Origin of the sequence: Clostridium carboxidivorans P7, from assembly GCF_001038625.1 — a bacterium.
Taxonomy (GTDB): Bacteria; Bacillota; Clostridia; order Clostridiales; family Clostridiaceae; genus Clostridium_AM; species Clostridium_AM carboxidivorans.
Genome location: NZ_CP011803.1, coordinates 4,383,636 through 4,403,454, shown reverse-complemented (window position 1 = coordinate 4,403,454; position 19,819 = coordinate 4,383,636). Strand labels below are relative to the sequence as shown.

The 19,819-nt window shown below is 30.1% G+C and carries 18 protein-coding genes and 1 riboswitch; of the genes, 17 read left to right on the top strand and 1 reads right to left on the bottom strand.

Annotated features, from left to right (window positions below; genetic code table 11):
* Positions 1 to 223 precede the first annotated feature (223 nt).
* The 5 genes from ptsP to Ccar_RS19540 all read left to right on the top strand — a co-directional run bounded on the left by ptsP (position 224) and on the right by Ccar_RS19540 (position 5,439).
* Positions 224 to 1,840 (top strand): phosphoenolpyruvate--protein phosphotransferase, encoded by a 1,617-nt coding sequence (ptsP, locus tag Ccar_RS19560; protein WP_007063144.1) that lies wholly within the window; start codon positions 224 to 226, stop codon positions 1,838 to 1,840.
* A 188-nt stretch (positions 1,841 to 2,028) separates the two neighbouring features.
* A complete protein-coding gene (locus Ccar_RS19555; RefSeq protein WP_007063145.1) occupies positions 2,029 to 2,799 on the top strand; it encodes a DUF4652 domain-containing protein in 771 nt (256 codons plus the stop codon).
* 30 nt (positions 2,800 to 2,829) lie between these two features.
* On the top strand, positions 2,830 to 4,074 hold the full coding sequence (locus tag Ccar_RS19550) for a tetratricopeptide repeat protein (protein WP_007064347.1): 1,245 nt from the start codon (positions 2,830 to 2,832) through the stop codon (positions 4,072 to 4,074).
* Positions 4,075 to 4,187: 113 nt separating this feature from the next.
* Positions 4,188 to 4,505 (top strand): thioredoxin, encoded by a 318-nt coding sequence (gene trxA, locus Ccar_RS19545; protein ID WP_007063148.1) that lies wholly within the window; start codon positions 4,188 to 4,190, stop codon positions 4,503 to 4,505.
* A gap of 73 nt (positions 4,506 to 4,578) precedes the next feature.
* Positions 4,579 to 5,439, top strand: a complete 861-nt coding sequence (locus Ccar_RS19540; protein ID WP_007063149.1) for an NAD(P)/FAD-dependent oxidoreductase — start codon at positions 4,579 to 4,581, stop codon at positions 5,437 to 5,439.
* A 73-nt stretch (positions 5,440 to 5,512) separates the two neighbouring features.
* Here Ccar_RS19540 and Ccar_RS19535 read toward each other — a convergent pair whose 3' ends face one another.
* Entirely contained in the window at positions 5,513 to 6,040 is a 528-nt protein-coding gene (locus Ccar_RS19535) for a cell wall hydrolase (protein WP_007063150.1), read from the bottom strand.
* Positions 6,041 to 6,042: 2 nt separating this feature from the next.
* Positions 6,043 to 6,172, bottom strand: a riboswitch (cyclic di-AMP (ydaO/yuaA leader).
* Positions 6,173 to 6,309: 137 nt separating this feature from the next.
* On the opposite strand from Ccar_RS19535, the gene cdaA reads away from it, so the two are divergent.
* The 12 genes from cdaA (at position 6,310) to Ccar_RS19475 (ending at position 19,487) form a co-directional block, all read left to right on the top strand.
* Positions 6,310 to 7,158, top strand: coding sequence for a diadenylate cyclase CdaA (cdaA, locus tag Ccar_RS19530; protein ID WP_007063151.1), 849 nt, complete (start codon positions 6,310 to 6,312; stop codon positions 7,156 to 7,158).
* Positions 7,128 to 8,357 carry a CdaR family protein gene (locus Ccar_RS19525; protein ID WP_007063152.1) on the top strand — a complete coding sequence of 410 codons (1,230 nt, stop codon included), beginning with the start codon at positions 7,128 to 7,130 and terminating at the stop codon, positions 8,355 to 8,357. The genes cdaA and Ccar_RS19525 overlap by 31 nt, the downstream gene beginning before the upstream one ends.
* Positions 8,347 to 9,948 (top strand): NAD(P)/FAD-dependent oxidoreductase, encoded by a 1,602-nt coding sequence (locus Ccar_RS19520; RefSeq protein WP_007063153.1) that lies wholly within the window; start codon positions 8,347 to 8,349, stop codon positions 9,946 to 9,948. The genes Ccar_RS19525 and Ccar_RS19520 overlap by 11 nt, the downstream gene beginning before the upstream one ends.
* A 560-nt stretch (positions 9,949 to 10,508) precedes the next feature.
* Positions 10,509 to 11,423, top strand: a complete 915-nt coding sequence (gene ptb / locus Ccar_RS19515) for a phosphate butyryltransferase (protein ID WP_007063154.1) — start codon at positions 10,509 to 10,511, stop codon at positions 11,421 to 11,423.
* Between the two features lie 58 nt (positions 11,424 to 11,481).
* Positions 11,482 to 12,552, top strand: coding sequence for a butyrate kinase (gene buk, locus Ccar_RS19510; protein ID WP_007063155.1), 1,071 nt, complete (start codon positions 11,482 to 11,484; stop codon positions 12,550 to 12,552).
* 705 nt (positions 12,553 to 13,257) lie between these two features.
* A complete protein-coding gene (locus Ccar_RS19505) occupies positions 13,258 to 13,470 on the top strand; it encodes a 4Fe-4S dicluster domain-containing protein (RefSeq protein ID WP_007064349.1) in 213 nt (70 codons plus the stop codon).
* 13 nt (positions 13,471 to 13,483) lie between these two features.
* Complete coding sequence (locus tag Ccar_RS19500; protein WP_007064350.1) at positions 13,484 to 14,554, top strand: 3-methyl-2-oxobutanoate dehydrogenase subunit VorB; 1,071 nt, start codon at positions 13,484 to 13,486, stop codon at positions 14,552 to 14,554.
* Positions 14,554 to 15,303, top strand: a complete 750-nt coding sequence (locus tag Ccar_RS19495; protein ID WP_048030010.1) for a thiamine pyrophosphate-dependent enzyme — start codon at positions 14,554 to 14,556, stop codon at positions 15,301 to 15,303. The genes Ccar_RS19500 and Ccar_RS19495 overlap by 1 nt, the downstream gene beginning before the upstream one ends.
* Positions 15,304 to 15,305: 2 nt before the next feature.
* Positions 15,306 to 15,836 carry a 2-oxoacid:acceptor oxidoreductase family protein gene (locus Ccar_RS19490; RefSeq protein ID WP_007064332.1) on the top strand — a complete coding sequence of 177 codons (531 nt, stop codon included), beginning with the start codon at positions 15,306 to 15,308 and terminating at the stop codon, positions 15,834 to 15,836.
* A gap of 153 nt (positions 15,837 to 15,989) precedes the next feature.
* On the top strand, positions 15,990 to 17,342 hold the full coding sequence (gene glmM, locus Ccar_RS19485; RefSeq protein ID WP_007064352.1) for a phosphoglucosamine mutase: 1,353 nt from the start codon (positions 15,990 to 15,992) through the stop codon (positions 17,340 to 17,342).
* 145 nt (positions 17,343 to 17,487) lie between these two features.
* Positions 17,488 to 18,051, top strand: coding sequence for a sigma-70 family RNA polymerase sigma factor (locus Ccar_RS19480; protein ID WP_007063902.1), 564 nt, complete (start codon positions 17,488 to 17,490; stop codon positions 18,049 to 18,051).
* Positions 18,051 to 19,487 (top strand): DUF4179 domain-containing protein, encoded by a 1,437-nt coding sequence (locus Ccar_RS19475; RefSeq protein WP_007063903.1) that lies wholly within the window; start codon positions 18,051 to 18,053, stop codon positions 19,485 to 19,487. The genes Ccar_RS19480 and Ccar_RS19475 overlap by 1 nt, the downstream gene beginning before the upstream one ends.
* Positions 19,488 to 19,819 lie beyond the last annotated feature (332 nt).

Here is a 19,819-nt window from a genome sequence, read left to right as displayed (position 1 = left end):
AATACGAAAGAAATTAAAAAAACTATATTTTAAAATTGTGATTTTCATTAATAAATAAGAGTTTTTGAGGAATGTTTTTAGATTGATTTTAAATTTTTATTAGGATTGGCATGATAATTGCTTTAAAAATATTTTAGCTTTAAACAATTACATTAAAATAGAAATTAAGTTTTAAAATATAGATTTGATAAATTGTAATTATTTTGAGGAGGATAAATAAAAGATGAAAAAAGGAATTGCAGCTTCAAAAGGATATGCTATAGGCAAAGTTTTAATAAAAGAGGCTAATGAAGTTAAAATTGAAGAGAGAAAAATAGAAGATGTAAAATCAGAAAAAGAAAGATTTAAAAAGGCATTAGATGCTTCAAGAGAACAGTTGACTAGAATAAAGGAAAAAGCAGAAAAGGAAATGGGTGCTGATAAGGCTGCTGTATTTGAAAGCCATATGATGTTGTTAGATGATCCTGAGTTTGCAGGTGCAGTTGATATGGCAATAGAAAATGATAAAGTTAATGCTGAAAAGGCTCTTGACAATGTTTCAACTATGTATGCAGGTATATTTGAAGCTATGGAAGATGAATACATGAGAGAAAGAGGTGCTGATGTAAAGGATGTTAGTAAGAGAATTCTTACTAATCTTGCTGGAAAAATATCAGCAGATTCAGAAGAAATGGCAGCTAATACAATAGTAGTTGCTCATGACTTAACACCTTCAGATACTGCACAACTTGATAAAAGCAAAGTTATAGCTTTTTTAACTAATATAGGTGGAAGAACTTCACATAGTGCTATAATGGCAAGAACCCTAGAAATTCCAGCTGTTGTAGGTTTAAATGATATAACAACTTCAGTAAAAAATGGTGATACAGTAGTTGTAGATGGTAATGAAGGTATAGTTATAATAAACCCAGATGAAAATACTGTTAAAGAATATGAAGCTAAAAAAGAAGCTTATGAAAAAGAAAAAGAAGAACTTAAAAAACTTATAAGTGTAAAAACTGTTACTAAAGCTGGAAAGAGAGTAGAAGTAGCAGGAAATATAGGAAAGCCACAGGATGTTCATCAGGTTTTAGAAAATGGTGGAGATGCTATAGGACTTTTCAGAACAGAGTTTTTATACATGGATAGAGATGATATGCCAACTGAAGAAGAACAATTTGAATCATACAAATACGCAGTAGAAAAGATGGAAGGAAAATCAGTGGTAATCAGAACACTAGATATAGGTGGAGACAAAAAGTTACCATACTTACCACTTCCAGAAGAAATGAATCCTTTCTTAGGATATAGAGCTATAAGACTTTGTCTTGATAGAAAAGATATATTTAAAGTTCAATTAAGAGCTTTACTTAGAGCTTCAGCTTTTGGTAATTTGAAAATAATGTTTCCAATGATATCTTCTTTAGAAGAATTCTTACAAGCAAAAGAAACTTTAAGTGAATGTATGGAAGAATTGAAGAAAGAAGGAAAAGCATTTAATGCAGAATTAGAAACAGGAATAATGGTAGAAATACCTGCAGCAGCAGTATGTGCAGATGAACTTGCAAAACATGTTGACTTTTTTAGTATAGGAACTAACGATTTGATACAGTATACTTTGGCTGCAGATAGAATGAATGAAAAAATATCATACCTTTATAATCCAATGCATCCAGCAGTGTTAAAGCTTATAAAAATGACTATAGAAGCTGCTCATAAAGAAGGGAAATGGTGTGGTATGTGTGGAGAAATGGCTGGAGATGAAAAAGCTATTCCTACACTAGTAGAGTATGGTTTAGATGAATTTTCAATGAGTGCATCTTCTATATTAAAAGCAAAACAATTAATAATGGAAAACTAATTTAGATAGCTTACTTAACTTAATATATAAAGTAAAACCTGATTGAGAATTTTATTCCAATCAGGTTTTATTTTATATTTAAAACATTATCTTTAAACTGTATTTTAGTATATAATATAGGTAGATTAAGCATTATTTTTAAAAAGATTCATTGAAAACATTTGTGCAATAATAAGGAGGAAATCAATATGAAAAACTTAAAGAAAAAAAGATTAATTACAATTGCTTGTTCAATATCAGTGCTTTTAACATTAGCTTTTACAGGATGCTCAGGAAATAAGGAAAAAAGTGCATCAACAAATAATGAAACAACATCTGCTCAAAAAAGTGATTCAAAAAAGAATACTTCTTCAGAACAAGTTAACCCAAAAAAGCAGGAAGCAAAGCCTCAAACTAAAAGCACAAATACTAAAAGTTCCAGCACTATTAAGTTTGCAAAAGAACAATTAGATAAAAGTACAAAGCCAAAGTTTAGTACTCCTTGGGAAGATTCAACTAATGGCACATATAGGGCATGTATAGAAGGTAAGGGAGAAGAAGCATCAGAAGAAGGTATAGGCAAAGTATTTGTAAAGAATACTAATGGAAATAATTTTACCTACGAAATTATAGGAAATAATAAGATTTCACCTAGAGATATAGAATGGGTTGATGATGAAAATTTATTGGTAGTAATAGGTTCATCACAAGGAACTGTTTCTAAGGGTGGCAATTTGTATATGTTAAATGTGAGTACAGGAAATGTCTCAACAATTATAGAAACATCAGATAAAAAACAACAAATAATGTCAGCAAAAAAAGCTAATAATAACATAAGCTTAAAGGTTAATGTATATGAAGATGATAACTATAATAAATCTCATATAGAAAACTGGACTATTCATTCTTTTGATTCAAGCTTAAATAAATCAATGGAAGTAAAAAATTCTGAAGGAAAGGTTTTATATACAATTAACTAAGGAAAATAGCATTAAGGGGAACTTAAGCATATGGATAAATCTAAGAAAATATATATTAAAGCATCAAATAAATATAACAGTGGTTATATAGATAAGGCCATGGATTTATGCGAAGAAAGCATATCATTAGATATAAAAAATGCAGCATCTATAAATCTTAAGGGATTGTTACATTATTTAAAGGGAGATATAGATAGTGCTCGAAAGCTTTGGAAGATGAATCATCAAATAAATAATGATGGAGTTTCTGAAAAATATTTAGCTAGTACTAAAAGTGACGAGAGCAGATTATATACTTATGAAAAAGCAATATCACTTATAAAAGGACTGCATATAAATGAAGCATTAGACCTTTTGGAACAATGTTCAGAAAGTGATTACAATTACATTAATGTAAATAATTACAAAGCTTTCTGCTATATAAAAAAGGGTCAATATGATAAAGCTATGAATAGTATAGAAAATGTAATGAAAATAGATAAAAATAATAGTATGGCTAAAGAAAACAAAAAAGTATTAATAAAATGCGGAGTTATAAAAAACAAAATTGATACGAAAAATGCCATTTATTGTTTAATAGGTGTATTGCTAATAATTGCAGTAACATTTGGAGCTACAGCTGTGTTTAAAAAAGTAAAAAGTAATATGGCTAAATCTCATAATACAAAAACATCAAAAGTAAATACAGCAAAAACATCTAGTAATAATGGAAATAAAGCAACTAAAGAGGCTCCAAAAAAAGTTCAGCAGGAAACTTTTCCAGCAGATAAAATTAGAAGTGATATTCAAAGTAAAAATTTTGACAATCTATATGACGATTATACAAAATGGAAAGATAAAAATGTGTCTAATGATGATAAGGAAGTTATTTCAAGTGTCATTAATATACTCAAAAGTGAAGGTGTAGAATACTTTTATGGAAAAGGGTATGGCTATATGGATAGTCAAGATCTTCCTAATGCTAAAAATAATCTTACAAAAGCCTATGAAATGGGAGCAGATTATTATTTATATCCTCACATAATTTATATGTTAGGAACTAGCTTTTATTTATCAAGTGACTCACAAAATGCTATAAAATATTATACTGAATATGATGAGAAATATGCAAAGGATGCAAAGGATGGCTATGAAGAACCAGTACTTTATGCATTAGCTACTATGTATAAGGACTTAGATAAAGATAAAGCATTAAGTTATGCTCAAAAATTAGTAGATAAATATCCTAAGTCAATATATAATAATTCTGTAATAAAAAGTATAATTAATAAATAAGAAATTCACACAAATTAATAATCATTATTAACAACTATTGACTAAATGAGAAATATAACATAAAATTAAAATATAAATCATACCTTAATAAGGTATAAATGGAGGGATAAGTTATGGTACAAGAAATAAAGGATATGGATTTTTCAAAGGCTGTTCAGGAATCTTCAAAACCTGTAGTTATAGACTTTTGGGCTTCTTGGTGTGGACCTTGCAAAATGTTAGCTCCTGTAATAGATGAAATTTCCGAAGAACTTAATGATAAAGTAGAATTTTTGAAATTGAATGTAGATGAAAATCCTGTAACATCAAATCAGTATAGAGTAGCAAGTATACCAACTGTTATGATATTCAAGGATGGAAAAGTAGTAGATACACTAGTAGGATTTAGACCAAAGGAAGCAATAAAAAGTGTTATAGAAAAACATATTTAATATTATGAATGAAACAGCAATGACAAATTAGCAAAAGTTAATTTGTCATTTTTTTCAAAGGGAGGTCGATTATATGACTAATAGATATGATATAGCAATAATAGGTACAGGACCAGCAGGATTATCAGCTGCTATAAATGCAAAAATCCGAAATAAAAATGTTATATTATTTGGGATTAAAGAATTAAGTAATAAACTGCTAAAAGCACCAAAAGTAAATAATTATTTGGGATTTTATGATGTTACAGGTGAACAGTTAAAAGGTCAATTCCAAAAGCACATTGAAGCTATGAATATAGATATAGTAAATGAAAAGATAAATGCTGTATATGCAATGGGATCACACTTTACCTTAATGGTAAATGAAAAGATGTATGAAGCAAAATCTGTTATTTTAGCTACAGGTATGGAATATACAAAGCCATTAAAGGGTGAAGAAGAATTTTTAGGGAGAGGTGTAGGATATTGTGCTACTTGTGATGCACCGTTGTATCGAGGTAAAACTGTTACCATTATAGGATACAATAAGGAAGCAGAAGAAGAAGCTAATTATGTAGCAGAATTGACAAGTAAACTTTACTATGTGCCTATGTATGAAGGAAAATACAATTTAAATGATAGTATCGAAATAGTAAAAGATAAACCAATAGAGATTAAGGGAGAAGACAGGGTTAAAAATGTAATGATGAAGAACAAAGACATTATTACAGATGGAGTTTTTGTACTAAAGGATAGTGTGTCACCAAATCAACTTGTTCCTGGTATAGAAATGCAAAATGGTCACATTAAAGTAGATATAGATATGAAGACTAATATTGCAGGGTGCTTTGCTGCAGGAGATTGTGTAGGTAAGCCTTATCAATATATAAAAGCGGCAGGCCAAGGTCAAATAGCAGCTTTAAATGCTGTTGCATATTTGGATTCTTTAAAATAGACTATCCCCACAAATTTTAATTTGTGGGGATATATATGTGCTTAGCTAAATTACTAGCTAAATAAAAATATGTCTAATTTACTACAAAGAATACATGGTTTCCTATGGTTTTAACGTTCTTTTTGTTTATACCTTTCATCCATTTACAAGTAGCTATTTTAGGATTATAAAAGAATACTGCTTGACCTGTAGGATCATTTCCTTTTAGAGCTTGAAGTACTGCCTTATAACTATCTTCATCAGGAACAACATCAATGGACCCATTTCTAACACAAGAAAAAGCGCTTTTTTGCGTTATTACTTCTTCTACCGTTTTAGGGAATTCAGGATATTTTAAACGGTTTAATATAACAGAAGCTACAGCAACTTTTCCTTCAAAAGGTTCACAATTACTTTCAGCATAAACTACTTGAGCCATTAAATGTATATCCTTTTGAGTTACATATAACTTTCTACCAGAGTAATTAAAAACTTCAACAATTTGATCTTGTTCTTTAAATAAAGTAGAGTCTATATTATCAGAACCAGCAGCTTTTACATTGAACAGTGGTGAAACACTTGGTACTAATAAAAATAGTATACAAAAAATAAATTTTCTCAATAAAATCCTCTCCTTGTTACCTACGGGGTTAGCTGTCGGGTTCGGTAAAGGCATAACCTACGTAAAATACGATTCACCCCAAAAAATTCCGGTTTCCCCGTGTTTAATAAAAAACTTAGGCTAATGGTAGTATAGCCAGGAATTAAAAAAAAATACAGGGTATAAAAAAATTTTATTAATATTTTATAAAATCCATTAAGGTTTTGATATAAACAATATTAAATAGTGTATAATTGTAAATATAGATTTTTGTTAGGGTGGTGATGTGGTTGGAGCTATTGGATATCGTAGTCAATTCTATTAGAAATATTAGTATAGCATCAGTGATGGATATATTAGTAGTTTCTTATATTTTTTATAAAATTTATACATTAATAAAAGAAACCAGAGCTGAGCAACTTTTAAAAGGAATAATACTTATAGTTCTTCTTATACCTATCAGTAGTTTTTTTCATTTAACTATGCTGAATTGGATTTTGACTAAAACAATCACCATAGGCTTACTTTCCTTTATAATAATATTTCAACCAGAAATTCGTCGAGCACTTGAACGTTTAGGCAGAACAGCTTTTAATGATAAGCATATATTGGAAAGCGACCAGGAGATGGAAAAGATTATAACGGAAATTGCTAATTCTATAGAAAATTTATCTAATAGTAGGACAGGAGCCTTGATAATAATAGAGCAGGTTACAGGTCTTGAAGATATAGTAAAGACAGGAACTAAAATAGATGCAATAGTTTCAGCAGCACTTTTGGAAAATATTTTTGTAGTTAATACTCCGCTGCATGATGGTGCAACGATAATAAGGAATGATAGAATAGTATCTTCAGGATGCTTTTTACCTTTAACTAATAATCAGAATATAAATAAAAAGCTTGGTACAAGACATAGAGCTGCATTAGGTATATCTGAAAACTCAGATGCGTTAATTATAGTTGTATCCGAAGAAACAGGTACTGTTTCCCTTGCTGTAAATGGTAATTTAACAAGGGGTTACAATAAAGAAAGACTTAAAGATATTCTGATTAGAATAATGAAAAAAAGACAGAGTACAAAATTAACCTTTAGGGAGCAGGTGAATAAATGGATCAAAAGGTCAAAGATCACCAAGTAATTATTAAGATATGTTGTGTAATAGCTTCTTTAGTTTTGTGGTTGTACATTTTTAATGTGGAAAATCCTATGAGAGAGATACACATTGTTGTACCTGTACAGATTTTAAATAAAGATTTGGTTGCAAAATCTGATCTGGTTCCTATACAAGAAGATAATTTGACAGTAACATTAACTATAAGAGGGAGCGCTTCAGATACTTATTCTATAAAACCAAGTGATTTTAAACTTGTGTCTGATTTAAACTCTTATGCAGTTAAAAAAGGTGAGAATAAAATACCTGTTGAGATTAAAAGTAGTCCATCTAATATTAGAATAACAAATAATGACAACCTATGGGTTAAAATTACTTTGGATGATTTGAAGCGGAAAACTGTTCCGGTTAAAGTAATTTTTGATGGGAATACTAAAAGTGGATTTTATGCTTTTAAGCCTACTATAAAAGAAAAAGAAATTAGTGGACCTAAGGAAGCAGTAGAAAGAGTAAAATATGTAGCAGCAAGATATAATATTAAAGATGCTTCAAAGGATATAAATGCAAATATACAACTTCAACCATCAGATTCTTCAGGTGTAATTGTAAAAAATATAACAGTTAATCCAAGTTCTTTAAAGGTAACTATTCCCGTTAAAAAAATTAAAACTGTATCTGTAAATGTTAAATCTGGAATACAGCAAAATAATCAAGGAAATATAAAAGATTTAGTACCAATTGAAGATAAAATAGATATAGCGGGAGAAGAAGATTTAATATCTAATATAAATTCTTTGGATACAGAATATGTAGATTTAAATAAAATATATGGAAAAGATACAATAGAGGTTAAATTAGCAGTTCCTAAGGGAGTTATTCTCGTAAACAGTTCGGATACTGTAAAACTAAAGGTGAACTTAAATAATAAAAATATTCAGAAACAATTGAGTTTAAATATACAAACTATAAATGATAACAGTAAATATAGTGTTAATTTGGATACAAATAAGGTTGATGTAGTAGTGTCTGGTGAAGAAAATGTTATCAATAATTTAAAAGCAGAAGATATAAAGTGCTCTGTGGATTTAAGTTCGATAGCAGAAGGGGAAAATTCAATTCCTTTAAATATAAGCTTACCAGATGGAGTAACGAAGGTGTCTCAAAGTATATCATCAGTTAAGATTACAGCAAAGAAAAAAGTTTTGGAGGGCAAAAATGTCAATTAAGATAAATAACTTGAATATAAGTATAGATGAAAATATAGAGGATTTAAAAAATAAAGTATGTAAAAAGTTAAAAATATCGCATACAAATATTGAACAATTTAAAATTTTAAGAGAATCTATAGATGCCAGGAGAAAGGATAATATAAGATTTAATTATGTTGTAGAAATAAAATGCGATAAAGAAGAAAAAATTGTAGCTAGAGCTAATGATAAAGATGTTAAAATTGAAAAAGAGATTTATAATGAGGAATTTCCTTTTGGTAATAAGAAAATGAACCATAGACCAGTTATAGTTGGTATGGGACCTGCAGGCATGTTTGCAGGTCTTTTACTAGCGGAAAAAGGATATAGACCAATAATTATAGAAAGAGGAGAAAAGGTTGAAGATAGAACCAATACTATAAATAAGTTTTGGACTACAGGGGAGTTAAATTTAGAATCTAATGTCCAATTTGGAGAAGGTGGAGCGGGAACTTTTTCTGATGGAAAGCTTACAACTAGAATAAAAGATGCTAGATGTGACTTTGTTTTAGATAAGTTTGTTAAGGCTGGAGCTCCAGAAGAAATTCTGTATAATGGAAAGCCTCATATAGGAACAGATATATTAAAAAAAGTAGTAAAAAATATAAGAGAAAAGATAATAGAATTAGGTGGAGAAGTAAGATTTAATAGTAAACTTCAAGATGTAGTGGTAAGTAATGGGGGTTTAAAATCAATAGTGGTAAATGGAGCTGAAATTCCAAGTGAAAGTTTAATATTAGCTATAGGTCATAGTTCAAGAGATACTTATGAGATGTTATACAGGAAGGGAATATTTATGGAGCCTAAGGCATTTGCTATAGGTGTAAGAGCAGAACATTCTCAACAAATTATAAGTGAAAATCAATATGGCAAGTATGCAAATCATCCTAAACTTAAGGCTGCAGATTATAGACTTACATATAATACTAAATCTACAGGAAGAGGGGTATATAGTTTTTGTATGTGTCCTGGAGGAGAAGTAGTAGCAGCAGCATCAGAGGAAGGAAGATTAGTAACTAACGGAATGAGCTTTTTTAAAAGAGATAAGGACAATGCTAATTCAGCAATAGTAGTTTCTATAAATGAATCTGATTTTCAAGGGGATACTCCATTAAAAGGTATGGAATTTCAAAGACATTATGAAAGTTTAGCTTATATTTTGGGCGGGGGCAAGTATACTGCACCTGTACAATTAATAGGAGATTTTTTGAAGGATGAAGTTTCTACTAAATTAGGCAATGTAGAACCAACATATAAACCAGGTTATGAGTTTTGTGATTTAAGAAAGTGTTTGCCAAGTTATGTAATAGAAGCTTTAAAAGAGGGATTTATAAATTTTGATAAAAAGATTAAAGGATTTGCCAGTAATGATGGCGTTTTAACTGGAATTGAAACAAGAACTTCAGCTCCTGTTAGAATATTGAGAAATGAAAATCTAGAAAGTATATCAGCCCAAGGGCTTTATCCTTGTGGTGAGGGTGCAGGATTTGCAGGTGGAATAATGTCTGCAGCAGTAGATGGGATAAAAGTGGCAGAAAATATTATAAGGAAATATCAACCATTATATTGAATATTCTGAAAAACAGTGTTTTTTGAATATATCTGGTAAAATATAAGAGAAGGCATAATGATTTCAGGAAGTATGCATGTGGAAAATTATAATCTTATACTTGAAATTAACTCCAAGAATGTATGTATAAACAAGAATCAGTAAAAAGATTACAATTGATATGGTGTAAGTACCGCGTTTAGGTGTTAAAAATTTAACGACTATACTAGTAAACATAGACTTTGAACGCTATTACAGCATATAATTATAGAATTAAAGAAAAAATATTTGCAGAATATTAGGTTTAATAGCACTAAAGTATTACAGGATATTATATAGAATATAGCTCTAAAAATAATACGTTATTTATCATTTACACTGGATTTAGTGAAAATGTATAAGATGATTGGTATGGCTATAATATAATGACTGCCTGAAATTTAAAGATGTTCTATTGTTAATGCTTTAAACTAAAATAATTATGGCTAGATTGTGAAATATAGTTTTTAAGGCTTTAATTTAAGAACAACAAAAGTTGATGAGGAAGAGCCTAAATTTTATAAAGAAGAGGTGTAAATTAAATGATTAAAAATTTACAAGAAGTTTTAGAAAAGGCTAAAAATCAAGAAACAAAGAAGATAGCAGTAGCGGTAGCTCAAGATAGACCAGTACTTGAAGCTATTAGGGATGCTAAAGAACAAGGAATATCGGAAGCAATATTAGTTGGTGACAAAGCAAAGATGGAAGCTATAGCAGCAGAAATAGAAATGGATTTAACAAAATTTGAAATTGTTAATGAAGAAAATCCTGTTAAAGCTGCATTAAAGGCTGTAGAATTAGTTTCTTCAGGTAAAGCTGATATGTTAATGAAAGGTCTTATTGATACAGCTAACTTTTTAAGAGCAGTTTTAAACAAAGAAGTTGGTTTAAGAACAGGAAAATTAATGTCTCATGTAGCAGTTTTTGAAATACCTAAGATTGATAGATTAATATTTTTAACAGATGCAGCTTTTAATATGTATCCAGAACTTAAAGATAAAATAGATATAGTTAAAAATGCTGTAACAGTTGCGCATGCAGTAGGAATAGAAACACCAAAAGTAGCACCAGTATGTGCTGTAGAAGTAGTAAATCCTAGTATGCAGGCAACTATAGATGCATCAATAATTTCAAAAATGAATGACAGAGGACAAATAAAAGGATGCTTAATTGATGGACCATTAGCATTAGATAATGCATTATCTGTAGAAGCTGCTGCACATAAGGGAGTAAAAGGAGAAGTAGCAGGAAGAGCAGATATATTATTAATGCCAAATATAGAAGCAGGAAATATAATGTACAAAACTTTAGCTTATACAACAGAATCTAAGAGTGGAGCTTTACTAGTAGGAACATCAGCACCAGTAGTATTGACATCAAGAAACGATAGTCATGAAACAAAAATGAATGCAATAGCATTAGCAGCGTTAGTTGCACATCAATTAAAGAGAAAATAATAGAACTTTATTAAATTTACATATACAGTAAAAGTATTGATTTTGTAGGAGGGGTAAAATGTCATATAAATTATTAATATTAAATCCAGGATCTACATCTACCAAAATAGGAGTATATGATGGAGAAAATGAAATTTTAGAAGAAACTTTAAGACATTCTTCAGAAGAAATTGAGAAATATGCTACTATTTATGATCAATTTGAATTTAGAAAAGAAGTTATATTGAAGGTTTTAAAAGAAAAGAATTTTGATATTAATACATTAGACGGAGTAGTAGGCAGAGGTGGATTATTAAAACCAATTGAAAGTGGAACTTATAAAGTCAATGATGCTATGTTAGAAGACCTAAAAGTTGGAGTGCAAGGACAGCATGCTTCAAATTTAGGTGGAATAATAGCTAATGAAATAGGAAAATCTATAAATAAACCAGCATTTATAGTAGACCCAGTTGTTGTTGATGAATTAGATGAAGCAGCTAGAATATCCGGAATGCCTGAAATAGAAAGAATAAGTATATTCCATGCTTTAAATCAAAAAGCAGTAGCAAAGAGATATGCAAAAGAAAACAATAAGAAGTATGATGAATTAAATTTAGTAGTGACACACATGGGTGGCGGAGTAACTGTTGGAGCTCACAAAAAAGGAAGAGTTGTAGATGTAGCCAATGGTTTAGATGGAGATGGACCATTTTCACCAGAAAGAACAGGAGGACTTCCTGTAGGAGGTTTAATAAAGCTTTGCTATAGTGGAAAATATACTTTAGAAGAAATGAAGAAAAAGATAAGTGGAAAAGGTGGAATTGTAGCTTATCTAAATACAAATGATTTTAGGGAAGTAGAACAAAAAGCAGAAAGTGGAGATAAAAAGGCAAAGTTAGTATTTGATGCTTTCATATTACAAGTAGGTAAAGAAATTGGTAAATGTGCTGCAGTTTTACATGGAAAAGTAGATGCTTTAATTTTAACTGGAGGAATAGCTTATAGTAAAACTGTTACAGCTGCAATAAAAGACATGGTAGAATTTATTGCACCAGTTGTAGTTTATCCAGGAGAAGATGAATTATTAGCATTAGCACAAGGCGGACTTAGAGTACTAGGTGGAGAAGAACAAGCAAAAGAATATAAGTAAAATATATAAGAAGAGTGTAAAATAAGGCTTTTATTTTACACTCTTTATTTTTAAAAGTAAAATCCTAAAATAAGTAAATTAATTGAGTTAAATTAAGTAAATTGAAGAATGAAATATATTTAATTATTAAAGTGAACAAAATAAAGATAATATGGACTAAAAACTATGTTAGAATATTTGAAAATTTTGTGATATAATATGCATATGGGTGAAAAAAATCATTATCATATCTATTTTAATGAAAAAGTTTCATATTTAAATATTTTTATGAAATTTTAACAATGTGTTTTGCAAAAGTAAATGCAGTCTTATTTAATGTGTTTTATTCATAAATTATCAAGAAAGCAAGAGCAAAGTTTTATTTTACACTATTTTGAATACGATTACAAAATGTAAAAAACTTGATACAACGGATAATGTTGAGTGATGTAAATAATTAAAATTAGAATTTTTATATGCTATTTTGGAAACAGAAAAATAAAGATAACAATAAAGTATGCATTAAAACTTGCAAAATAATACAAGAAATGACAAAGAAATTAAAGTATTATCTTGAAAATAAATATAATGAAATTTTTTAAGTATATGCTAGAAATAAAATTTACATAAATAGAATGAGTTTTAAACAATTTGTTTTGCAGCGATGTTTACAAATTTAACATTGCTAAAACTTTTAATTACCAAAATTAAGGAGGGAACTTTCTTATGGCAAAGGTAACTTTTAGAGAAGAAAGATGTAAGGGTTGTGGACACTGCATAGAAGCATGTCCTAAAAAAATAATAAGCTTTGCAGATAGACTGAATGCAAAAGGATATCATCCAGCTACTGTTACAGAAGAAAAAATGAAGGAATGTGTTGCTTGCGCATCCTGTGGAAAAATATGTCCTGACTGCGTAATAACAGTTGAAAAGGAATAAGGAGGGATTCTTTGTGGGAGAAAAAGTATTAATAAAAGGTAATGAAGCCATTGGTGAAGCTGCCATAAGAGCAAATTGTCAAGCCTTCTTTGGTTACCCAATTACTCCTCAAACAGAAGTTGCAGCTTATATGTCAAGAAAAATGCCTAAAATAGGAAGAGTATTTATACAAGCTGAAAGTGAAATTGCTGCTATAAATATGGTTTATGGGGCAGCAGGTAGTGGAGTTAGGTCTATGACATCATCAAGTTCACCTGGAATAAGCTTAAAAGCAGAAGGCATATCATATATAGCAGGTGCAGAACTACCTTGCGTTATAGTAGATATAGTTAGAGGAGGTCCTGGACTTGGAAGTATCCAGCCAGCTCAGTCAGATTATTTTCAAGCAACAAAAGGCGGCGGACATGGAGATTATAGAATGCCAATATTTGCACCAGCATCAATACAGGAAATGGTTGACTTAATTCAAGATGCCTTTGATACAGCAGATATGTACAGAACACCTTGTATGGTAATGGGAGATGGAATGCTTGGTCAAATGATGGAACCAGTAGAATTCAAGGAAAGACCAGCAAAGAAGCTTCCAGAAAAAGACTGGGCTGCCAATGGATTGAATGGAAGAAAAGAGCATAATATAATAAATTCATTATTTTTGGAGCCAGAAACATTAGAAAAGCACAATGAAAAGCTTCAAGCTAAATATAAAACAATAGAAGAAAATGAAGTTAGATATGAAATGTTTAACTGTGAAGGAGAAACAGATTTAGTACTAGTTGCATATGGAACAACTTCAAGAATATGCAAAAATGTAATAAAGATGGCTGCAAAGGAAGGAATAAAAGTAGGATTAATAAGACCAATAACTTTATGGCCTTTCCCATTTGAAGCATTTGAAAAGACTGTAGGTAATACTAAACATGGATATCTATCAGTAGAAATGAGCTGTGGACAGATGGTTGAAGATGTAAGACTAGCATCTAATGGAAGAAAACCTGTAGATTTCTATGGAAGATCAGGAGGAATGGTTCCAGATCCTACAGACATTCTTGAGAAAGTAAAAACCATAGTAGGGGGTGCAAAATAATGGCAATAGTATATGAAAATCCAAAGGCATTATTAGATGTGCCTACACATTATTGTCCAGGATGTACACATGGTATAATTCACAAATTAGTTGCTGAAGTTATAGATGAACTTGGCATATTAGATAAAACAATAGGGGTAGCTCCAGTAGGATGTTCAGTTTTAGCATATAACTATTTTGCATGTGATATGTTTGAAGCTGCACATGGAAGGGCGCCAGCCTGTGCAACAGGAATAAAGAGAACAAATCCTGATAAAGTAGTATTTACATATCAGGGAGATGGAGATCTTGCAGCAATAGGAACAGCAGAAATTGTCCATGCAGCAACAAGAGGAGAAAATATAACAGGAATATTTGTAAACAACTGTATATATGGTATGACAGGCGGACAGATGGCACCAACAACACTGCCAGGACAAGTAACAGAAACAACACCATATGGAAGAGATCCTAAAATAGCAGGATATCCAATAAGAGTTTCAGAAATGATTTCAACATTAACAGGAGCATGTTATGTAGAAAGAGTATCTGTAGACTCAGTTCCAAATATAATAAAAGCAAAAAAAGCCATAAAAAAGGCATTCCAAAATCAGTTAGAAGGAAAAGGCTTCTCACTAATAGAAGTATTATCAATCTGTCCAACTAACTGGGGATTATCACCTTCAGAAGCAATGAAATGGTTAAAGGAAAATATGATTCCATATTATCCACTAGGAGTTAAGAAGGATAATACTGAGGAGGCGAAATAAAAATGGCATCACAACAAATAATCTTCGCTGGATTCGGCGGACAGGGTATATTATCAATGGGTAAATTCCTAGCATATGCAGGAATGGATGCTAATTTAAATGTTTCATGGTTACCATCATATGGACCAGAAATGAGAGGAGGAACAGCTAACTGTTCAGTAATACTAACAGATGAAGCAATAGGCTCACCAATAGTAACAAAAGCTGATACAATAGTTGTAATGAACAGACCTTCTCTAGAAAAATTTGAAGATATTATAGAGCCAAATGGCGTCATAATAATGGATTCGGATTTGGTAGATATAGTTCCAAAGAGAAAAGATGTAAAGGTAATATCAATACCAGCACAAACAATAGCAGAAGAAATAGGAAGTAAAAAAATAGCAAACATGATACTTTTAGGAGCACTAGTAAAGGAAACAGGAATAGTTTCCATAGAAGCTTTACTAGATTCACTAAAAGCACATGGAAAAGAAAAATTCTTCGAATCAAATAAAAATGCTATTCAAAAGGGAATAGATTTTGTAAAATAGAAAGGTTAGCTTATCACCCGGATTTATTCCGGGTGTTTTTTTAGTATTGTTACTAATTATGAATTGTAATATAATATAACTTGGTTAATGAACAAATTTAAAATATTTAAAATACTATATTAAAAGTTAATAATAAAAAGAGAGGTATTGTTTATGCATAGAATGTTTGGAACTGATGGAGTTAGAGGAATAGCTAATAAAGAATTAACAGCAGAATTAGCATATAAATTAGGAAAAGCAGGAGCAGTTGTACTAACAGAAGGAGCTCATAAACCAAAAATACTTGTAGGAATGGATACAAGAATATCAGGAGATATGCTTGAAAGTGCTTTAGTTTCAGGAATACTTTCTGTAGGTGCAGAGGCTGTATGTGTAGGTGTTATTCCAACTCCAGCAGTAGCGCATTTAACAAGAAAATATGGAGCTGATGCAGGAGTTGTTATATCAGCATCCCACAATCCTGTAGAGTATAATGGTATAAAATTCTTTAATTCACAAGGATACAAATTATCAGATGAATTAGAAGATAAAATTCAAAGTGTTATAGAAAATAATTTTGAAGGAGTACCATTACCAACTGGTGAAGATATAGGAAGAAAAGTGGAGGAAGCTGGAGAAGCTATTGGAGATTATATAGAATTTGCAAAATCAACTATAGATATAGATTTAAAAGGACTTAAAGTTGCATTGGATTGTGCAAATGGAGCATCATATATAACTTCAGTAAAAGCTTTTAAAGATCTTGGTGCACAGGTTTATGTTATAAACAATGATCCAGATGGAATAAATATAAATAAAAATTGTGGTTCAACTCATCCAGAGGAATTAATGGACTACGTTGTAAAAAAAGGCTGTGATTTAGGATTAGCTTTTGATGGAGATGCTGATAGATGTTTAGCTGTAGATGAAAAAGGAAACCTAATTAGTGGTGATTTTACAATGGCTATACTAGGTAAGCATTTAAAGAATAAAGGAAAGCTTGATAAAGATGTAGTTGTTGTTACTGTTATGAGTAATCTTGGATTGGATATAGCTTTAAAGAAAGAAAATATACGTACAGTTAAAACAAAAGTTGGAGACAGATATGTACTAGAAGAAATGGTTAAAGAAGGCTATAAATTAGGTGGAGAACAATCAGGACACATAATTATGACAGATTATAATACTACTGGAGATGGACTAGTTACAGGTATCCAAATGGCTGCTGTAGTTAAGGAAAGTGGAAAGACTCTATCACAACTAGCATCTATGATGAAGGAATTACCACAAGTTTTAGCTAATGCCACAGTTCCAAACAGTAAGAAAAATATATATTTAGAAGATGCTGAAATAGTTGGAGAAATAAAGAAAATAGAAGCTAAATTAGATGGCTGCGGAAGAGTTTTAATAAGACCTTCGGGAACAGAACCACTAGTTAGAGTAATGCTTGAAGGTGAAGTACAGAGCGAATTAGATCAAATGGCACATGGATTAGCAGCACTTATTGAAAAAAAAGCAAATAATTAGAATAAGTATATAAAAAGGCATGAGTTTATCTCGTGCCTTTTTTATTAGCTTGGATTAAAGTTGTACACATAATATAATTTTATTGTCAGAAAATCCATAGAACCTTCGTATTAATTTGTGAGAAGCTTCTTAAGGAGGAAAAAAAGTGAATATAGATGAAAATAATTTTATAGAACAGATAAGAAAGAAAAATGCAAAAGCATTAGAATTTGTTGTAGATGAATACAGCAATTTGGTTTTCAAGGTAGTGCGAACTGTGCTTAATTCAAGTTTTCATGCTCAACCTGCAGAAGAATGTGTAAATGATGTATTTTGGGCAGTATGGAATAATATTGAAAGCTTTGACTCAGAAAAAGGAAATTTTAAATATTGGATTACTGCTATAGCAAAGTATAAAGCTATAGATTATAAAAGAAAAATTTTTAAGCATAGTACAGATGAATGTATAGATGACTATAATTTAAAAGATGAGCTTAATGTAGAAAATGCACTAATATCAAAAGAAAATAGAGAAGAAATTTTAACCGCTATAAATGGAATGAGGCCTGAGGATAAAGAAATATTTATAAGAAGGTATTTTTTATATGAAGGAATAGAAAATATAGCAAAAATCTTTGGAGTAGATAGGAATTTAGTAGATAAAAGGCTTTCAAGAGGACGTAAATTTTTAAAGGAAAAGCTTATACCTTTGAAAGGAGAGATATTGTAATGAATAATAAGAATTTTAATTTAGAGGAAAAAGATATATATAAATTATTTAATGAAATAAAGATGGAAGAAAGTGAATTTAACGAAATGGAAGAAGAAATACCTACTATTCAAAAAGAAAGAATAAAGAAAAATTTGAATAAAAAGATTAAGGGACAAAAGGGGTTCAAGAAGCTGAAATATGGTTCTATAGCAGCAGCTATAGGTTTAATAAGTATTATAGGTATAGGTACAGCTTCACCTGCTTTTGCTGAAAATATTCCAGTATTGAGTTCTATAACACAAACACTTAACGACAAATTTGGATTCCATGGAGAATATGAAAAGTATTCTCAAATAGTAAATAAAAGTGTTACAGATAAAGGTATAACTTTTACATTAAATGAAGTTCTAGCAGATGATTCAAAATTGATTATAGGATATACAGTAAAAAGTGATAAAAAGATAAGTGATGAAGAAGCAATGTCTGTATTGAGTTCAGTAAAGATAAATGGCAAAATGCCTAGAGGATCACATGGTAGTTCAACTGGAAATTATATAGATGATTATACTTATGTAGGTACTGAAGAAGTCCATACTAAAATACCTCAAGATTCTAATAAATTTAATGTGAATCTGAATGTTGAAGAAATAGGAAACGTAAAGGGTAAATGGAAATTTGCATTTAGTATATCAAAAGAAGAATTATTAAAGAATAGCACTGTGTTTAAGCCAAATAAGAAAATAGATTTTCCAGATAGTAGTACAACAATTAATAAGGTGGTATTTTCACCAATAGATACATCAATTTTCTTAAGTGGAAAGTCGAAAACTAAAAGAAGCGGAGGACAAGGACTGTTTGATTATGATTATTGGATTGCTTTTGATGATAAAGGAATAGAACTTACTCCAAAAGGTATTGGCGGTGGAGAAGGAAATTTAAAAGAAGGAACATTTACTTCTGAAATGGATTATGTACGCATGAAAAGCATTCCTAAATATTTAACTATAGTTCCTTGTAAAATTACTCCTTCTGGCGGTGGTGGAGTAAGTGTAGATAAGAATGGCAAGGAAACACCTATTAAAATGGAAACAAAGAAGCCTAAAGAAATAAGTAAAGTTATAGATGGAATATATCCAATAGAACTTCCTCAAGGTAACATGGGTAAGGTTATAATAAAAGAAATAAAAACAGAAAATAATAAAACTATAGTTAAGTATACAGCACAAGGTAAAGCACCATATTTTCAAGCAAAAGATGTTCTTATAAAAGATGAGAAAGGAAAAAATATTAAAATTAGAGATTATAACTTGAGAAAAGATGAAAATAATCCTAATGAATTTACAAAGACATTTGAAGCATTAGATCCTAATAAGAAATATACCATATATACTAATGATTTTAGTAATGTTGATTTTGGGGAGAATTTAAAGTTTACAATTGATTTTAATAAATAAAAACACCATAATGAAAGTCCTTAGAGGTTAGCAAAACCCTAAGGATTTTTGTTGGTTTAACTTAGAGTTAACAAAAAATTTAGATGTTTGTCTAATTTATTAAATATATAATAATAAAAGTTATGTGCATATTCTATTTGTTGTTTAATATATAACTTTAGCATAAAAAGTATAGCAATAATTACAGTTTAAAAATACATAAAACATACTTGTAAAGGCTTTTCATGTACATAATAAGCTAATAAATGAGGATTTTAAGTGAATCATTTAAGTTGACAAAAAATGTGGTTATAAATATAATAAATTGACAGCTTGATTATGCTTTATATTAA

What these genes read in the sequence shown, in the direction of transcription:
- Ccar_RS19555 (WP_007063145.1), top strand. Translation starts at nt 2,029, where the DNA reads ATGAAAAACTTAAAGAAAAAAAGATTAATTACAATTGCTTGTTCAATA.
- Ccar_RS19505 (WP_007064349.1), top strand. Translation starts at nt 13,258, where the DNA reads ATGGCAAAGGTAACTTTTAGAGAAGAAAGATGTAAGGGTTGTGGACAC.
- Ccar_RS19495 (WP_048030010.1), top strand. Translation starts at nt 14,554, where the DNA reads ATGGCAATAGTATATGAAAATCCAAAGGCATTATTAGATGTGCCTACA.
- ptb (WP_007063154.1), top strand. Translation starts at nt 10,509, where the DNA reads ATGATTAAAAATTTACAAGAAGTTTTAGAAAAGGCTAAAAATCAAGAA.
- trxA (WP_007063148.1), top strand. Translation starts at nt 4,188, where the DNA reads ATGGTACAAGAAATAAAGGATATGGATTTTTCAAAGGCTGTTCAGGAA.
- Ccar_RS19525 (WP_007063152.1), top strand. Translation starts at nt 7,128, where the DNA reads ATGGATCAAAAGGTCAAAGATCACCAAGTAATTATTAAGATATGTTGT.
- ptsP (WP_007063144.1), top strand. Translation starts at nt 224, where the DNA reads ATGAAAAAAGGAATTGCAGCTTCAAAAGGATATGCTATAGGCAAAGTT.
- buk (WP_007063155.1), top strand. Translation starts at nt 11,482, where the DNA reads ATGTCATATAAATTATTAATATTAAATCCAGGATCTACATCTACCAAA.
- Ccar_RS19475 (WP_007063903.1), top strand. Translation starts at nt 18,051, where the DNA reads ATGAATAATAAGAATTTTAATTTAGAGGAAAAAGATATATATAAATTA.
- Ccar_RS19490 (WP_007064332.1), top strand. Translation starts at nt 15,306, where the DNA reads ATGGCATCACAACAAATAATCTTCGCTGGATTCGGCGGACAGGGTATA.
- glmM (WP_007064352.1), top strand. Translation starts at nt 15,990, where the DNA reads ATGCATAGAATGTTTGGAACTGATGGAGTTAGAGGAATAGCTAATAAA.
- Ccar_RS19540 (WP_007063149.1), top strand. Translation starts at nt 4,579, where the DNA reads ATGACTAATAGATATGATATAGCAATAATAGGTACAGGACCAGCAGGA.
- Ccar_RS19520 (WP_007063153.1), top strand. Translation starts at nt 8,347, where the DNA reads ATGTCAATTAAGATAAATAACTTGAATATAAGTATAGATGAAAATATA.
- Ccar_RS19550 (WP_007064347.1), top strand. Translation starts at nt 2,830, where the DNA reads ATGGATAAATCTAAGAAAATATATATTAAAGCATCAAATAAATATAAC.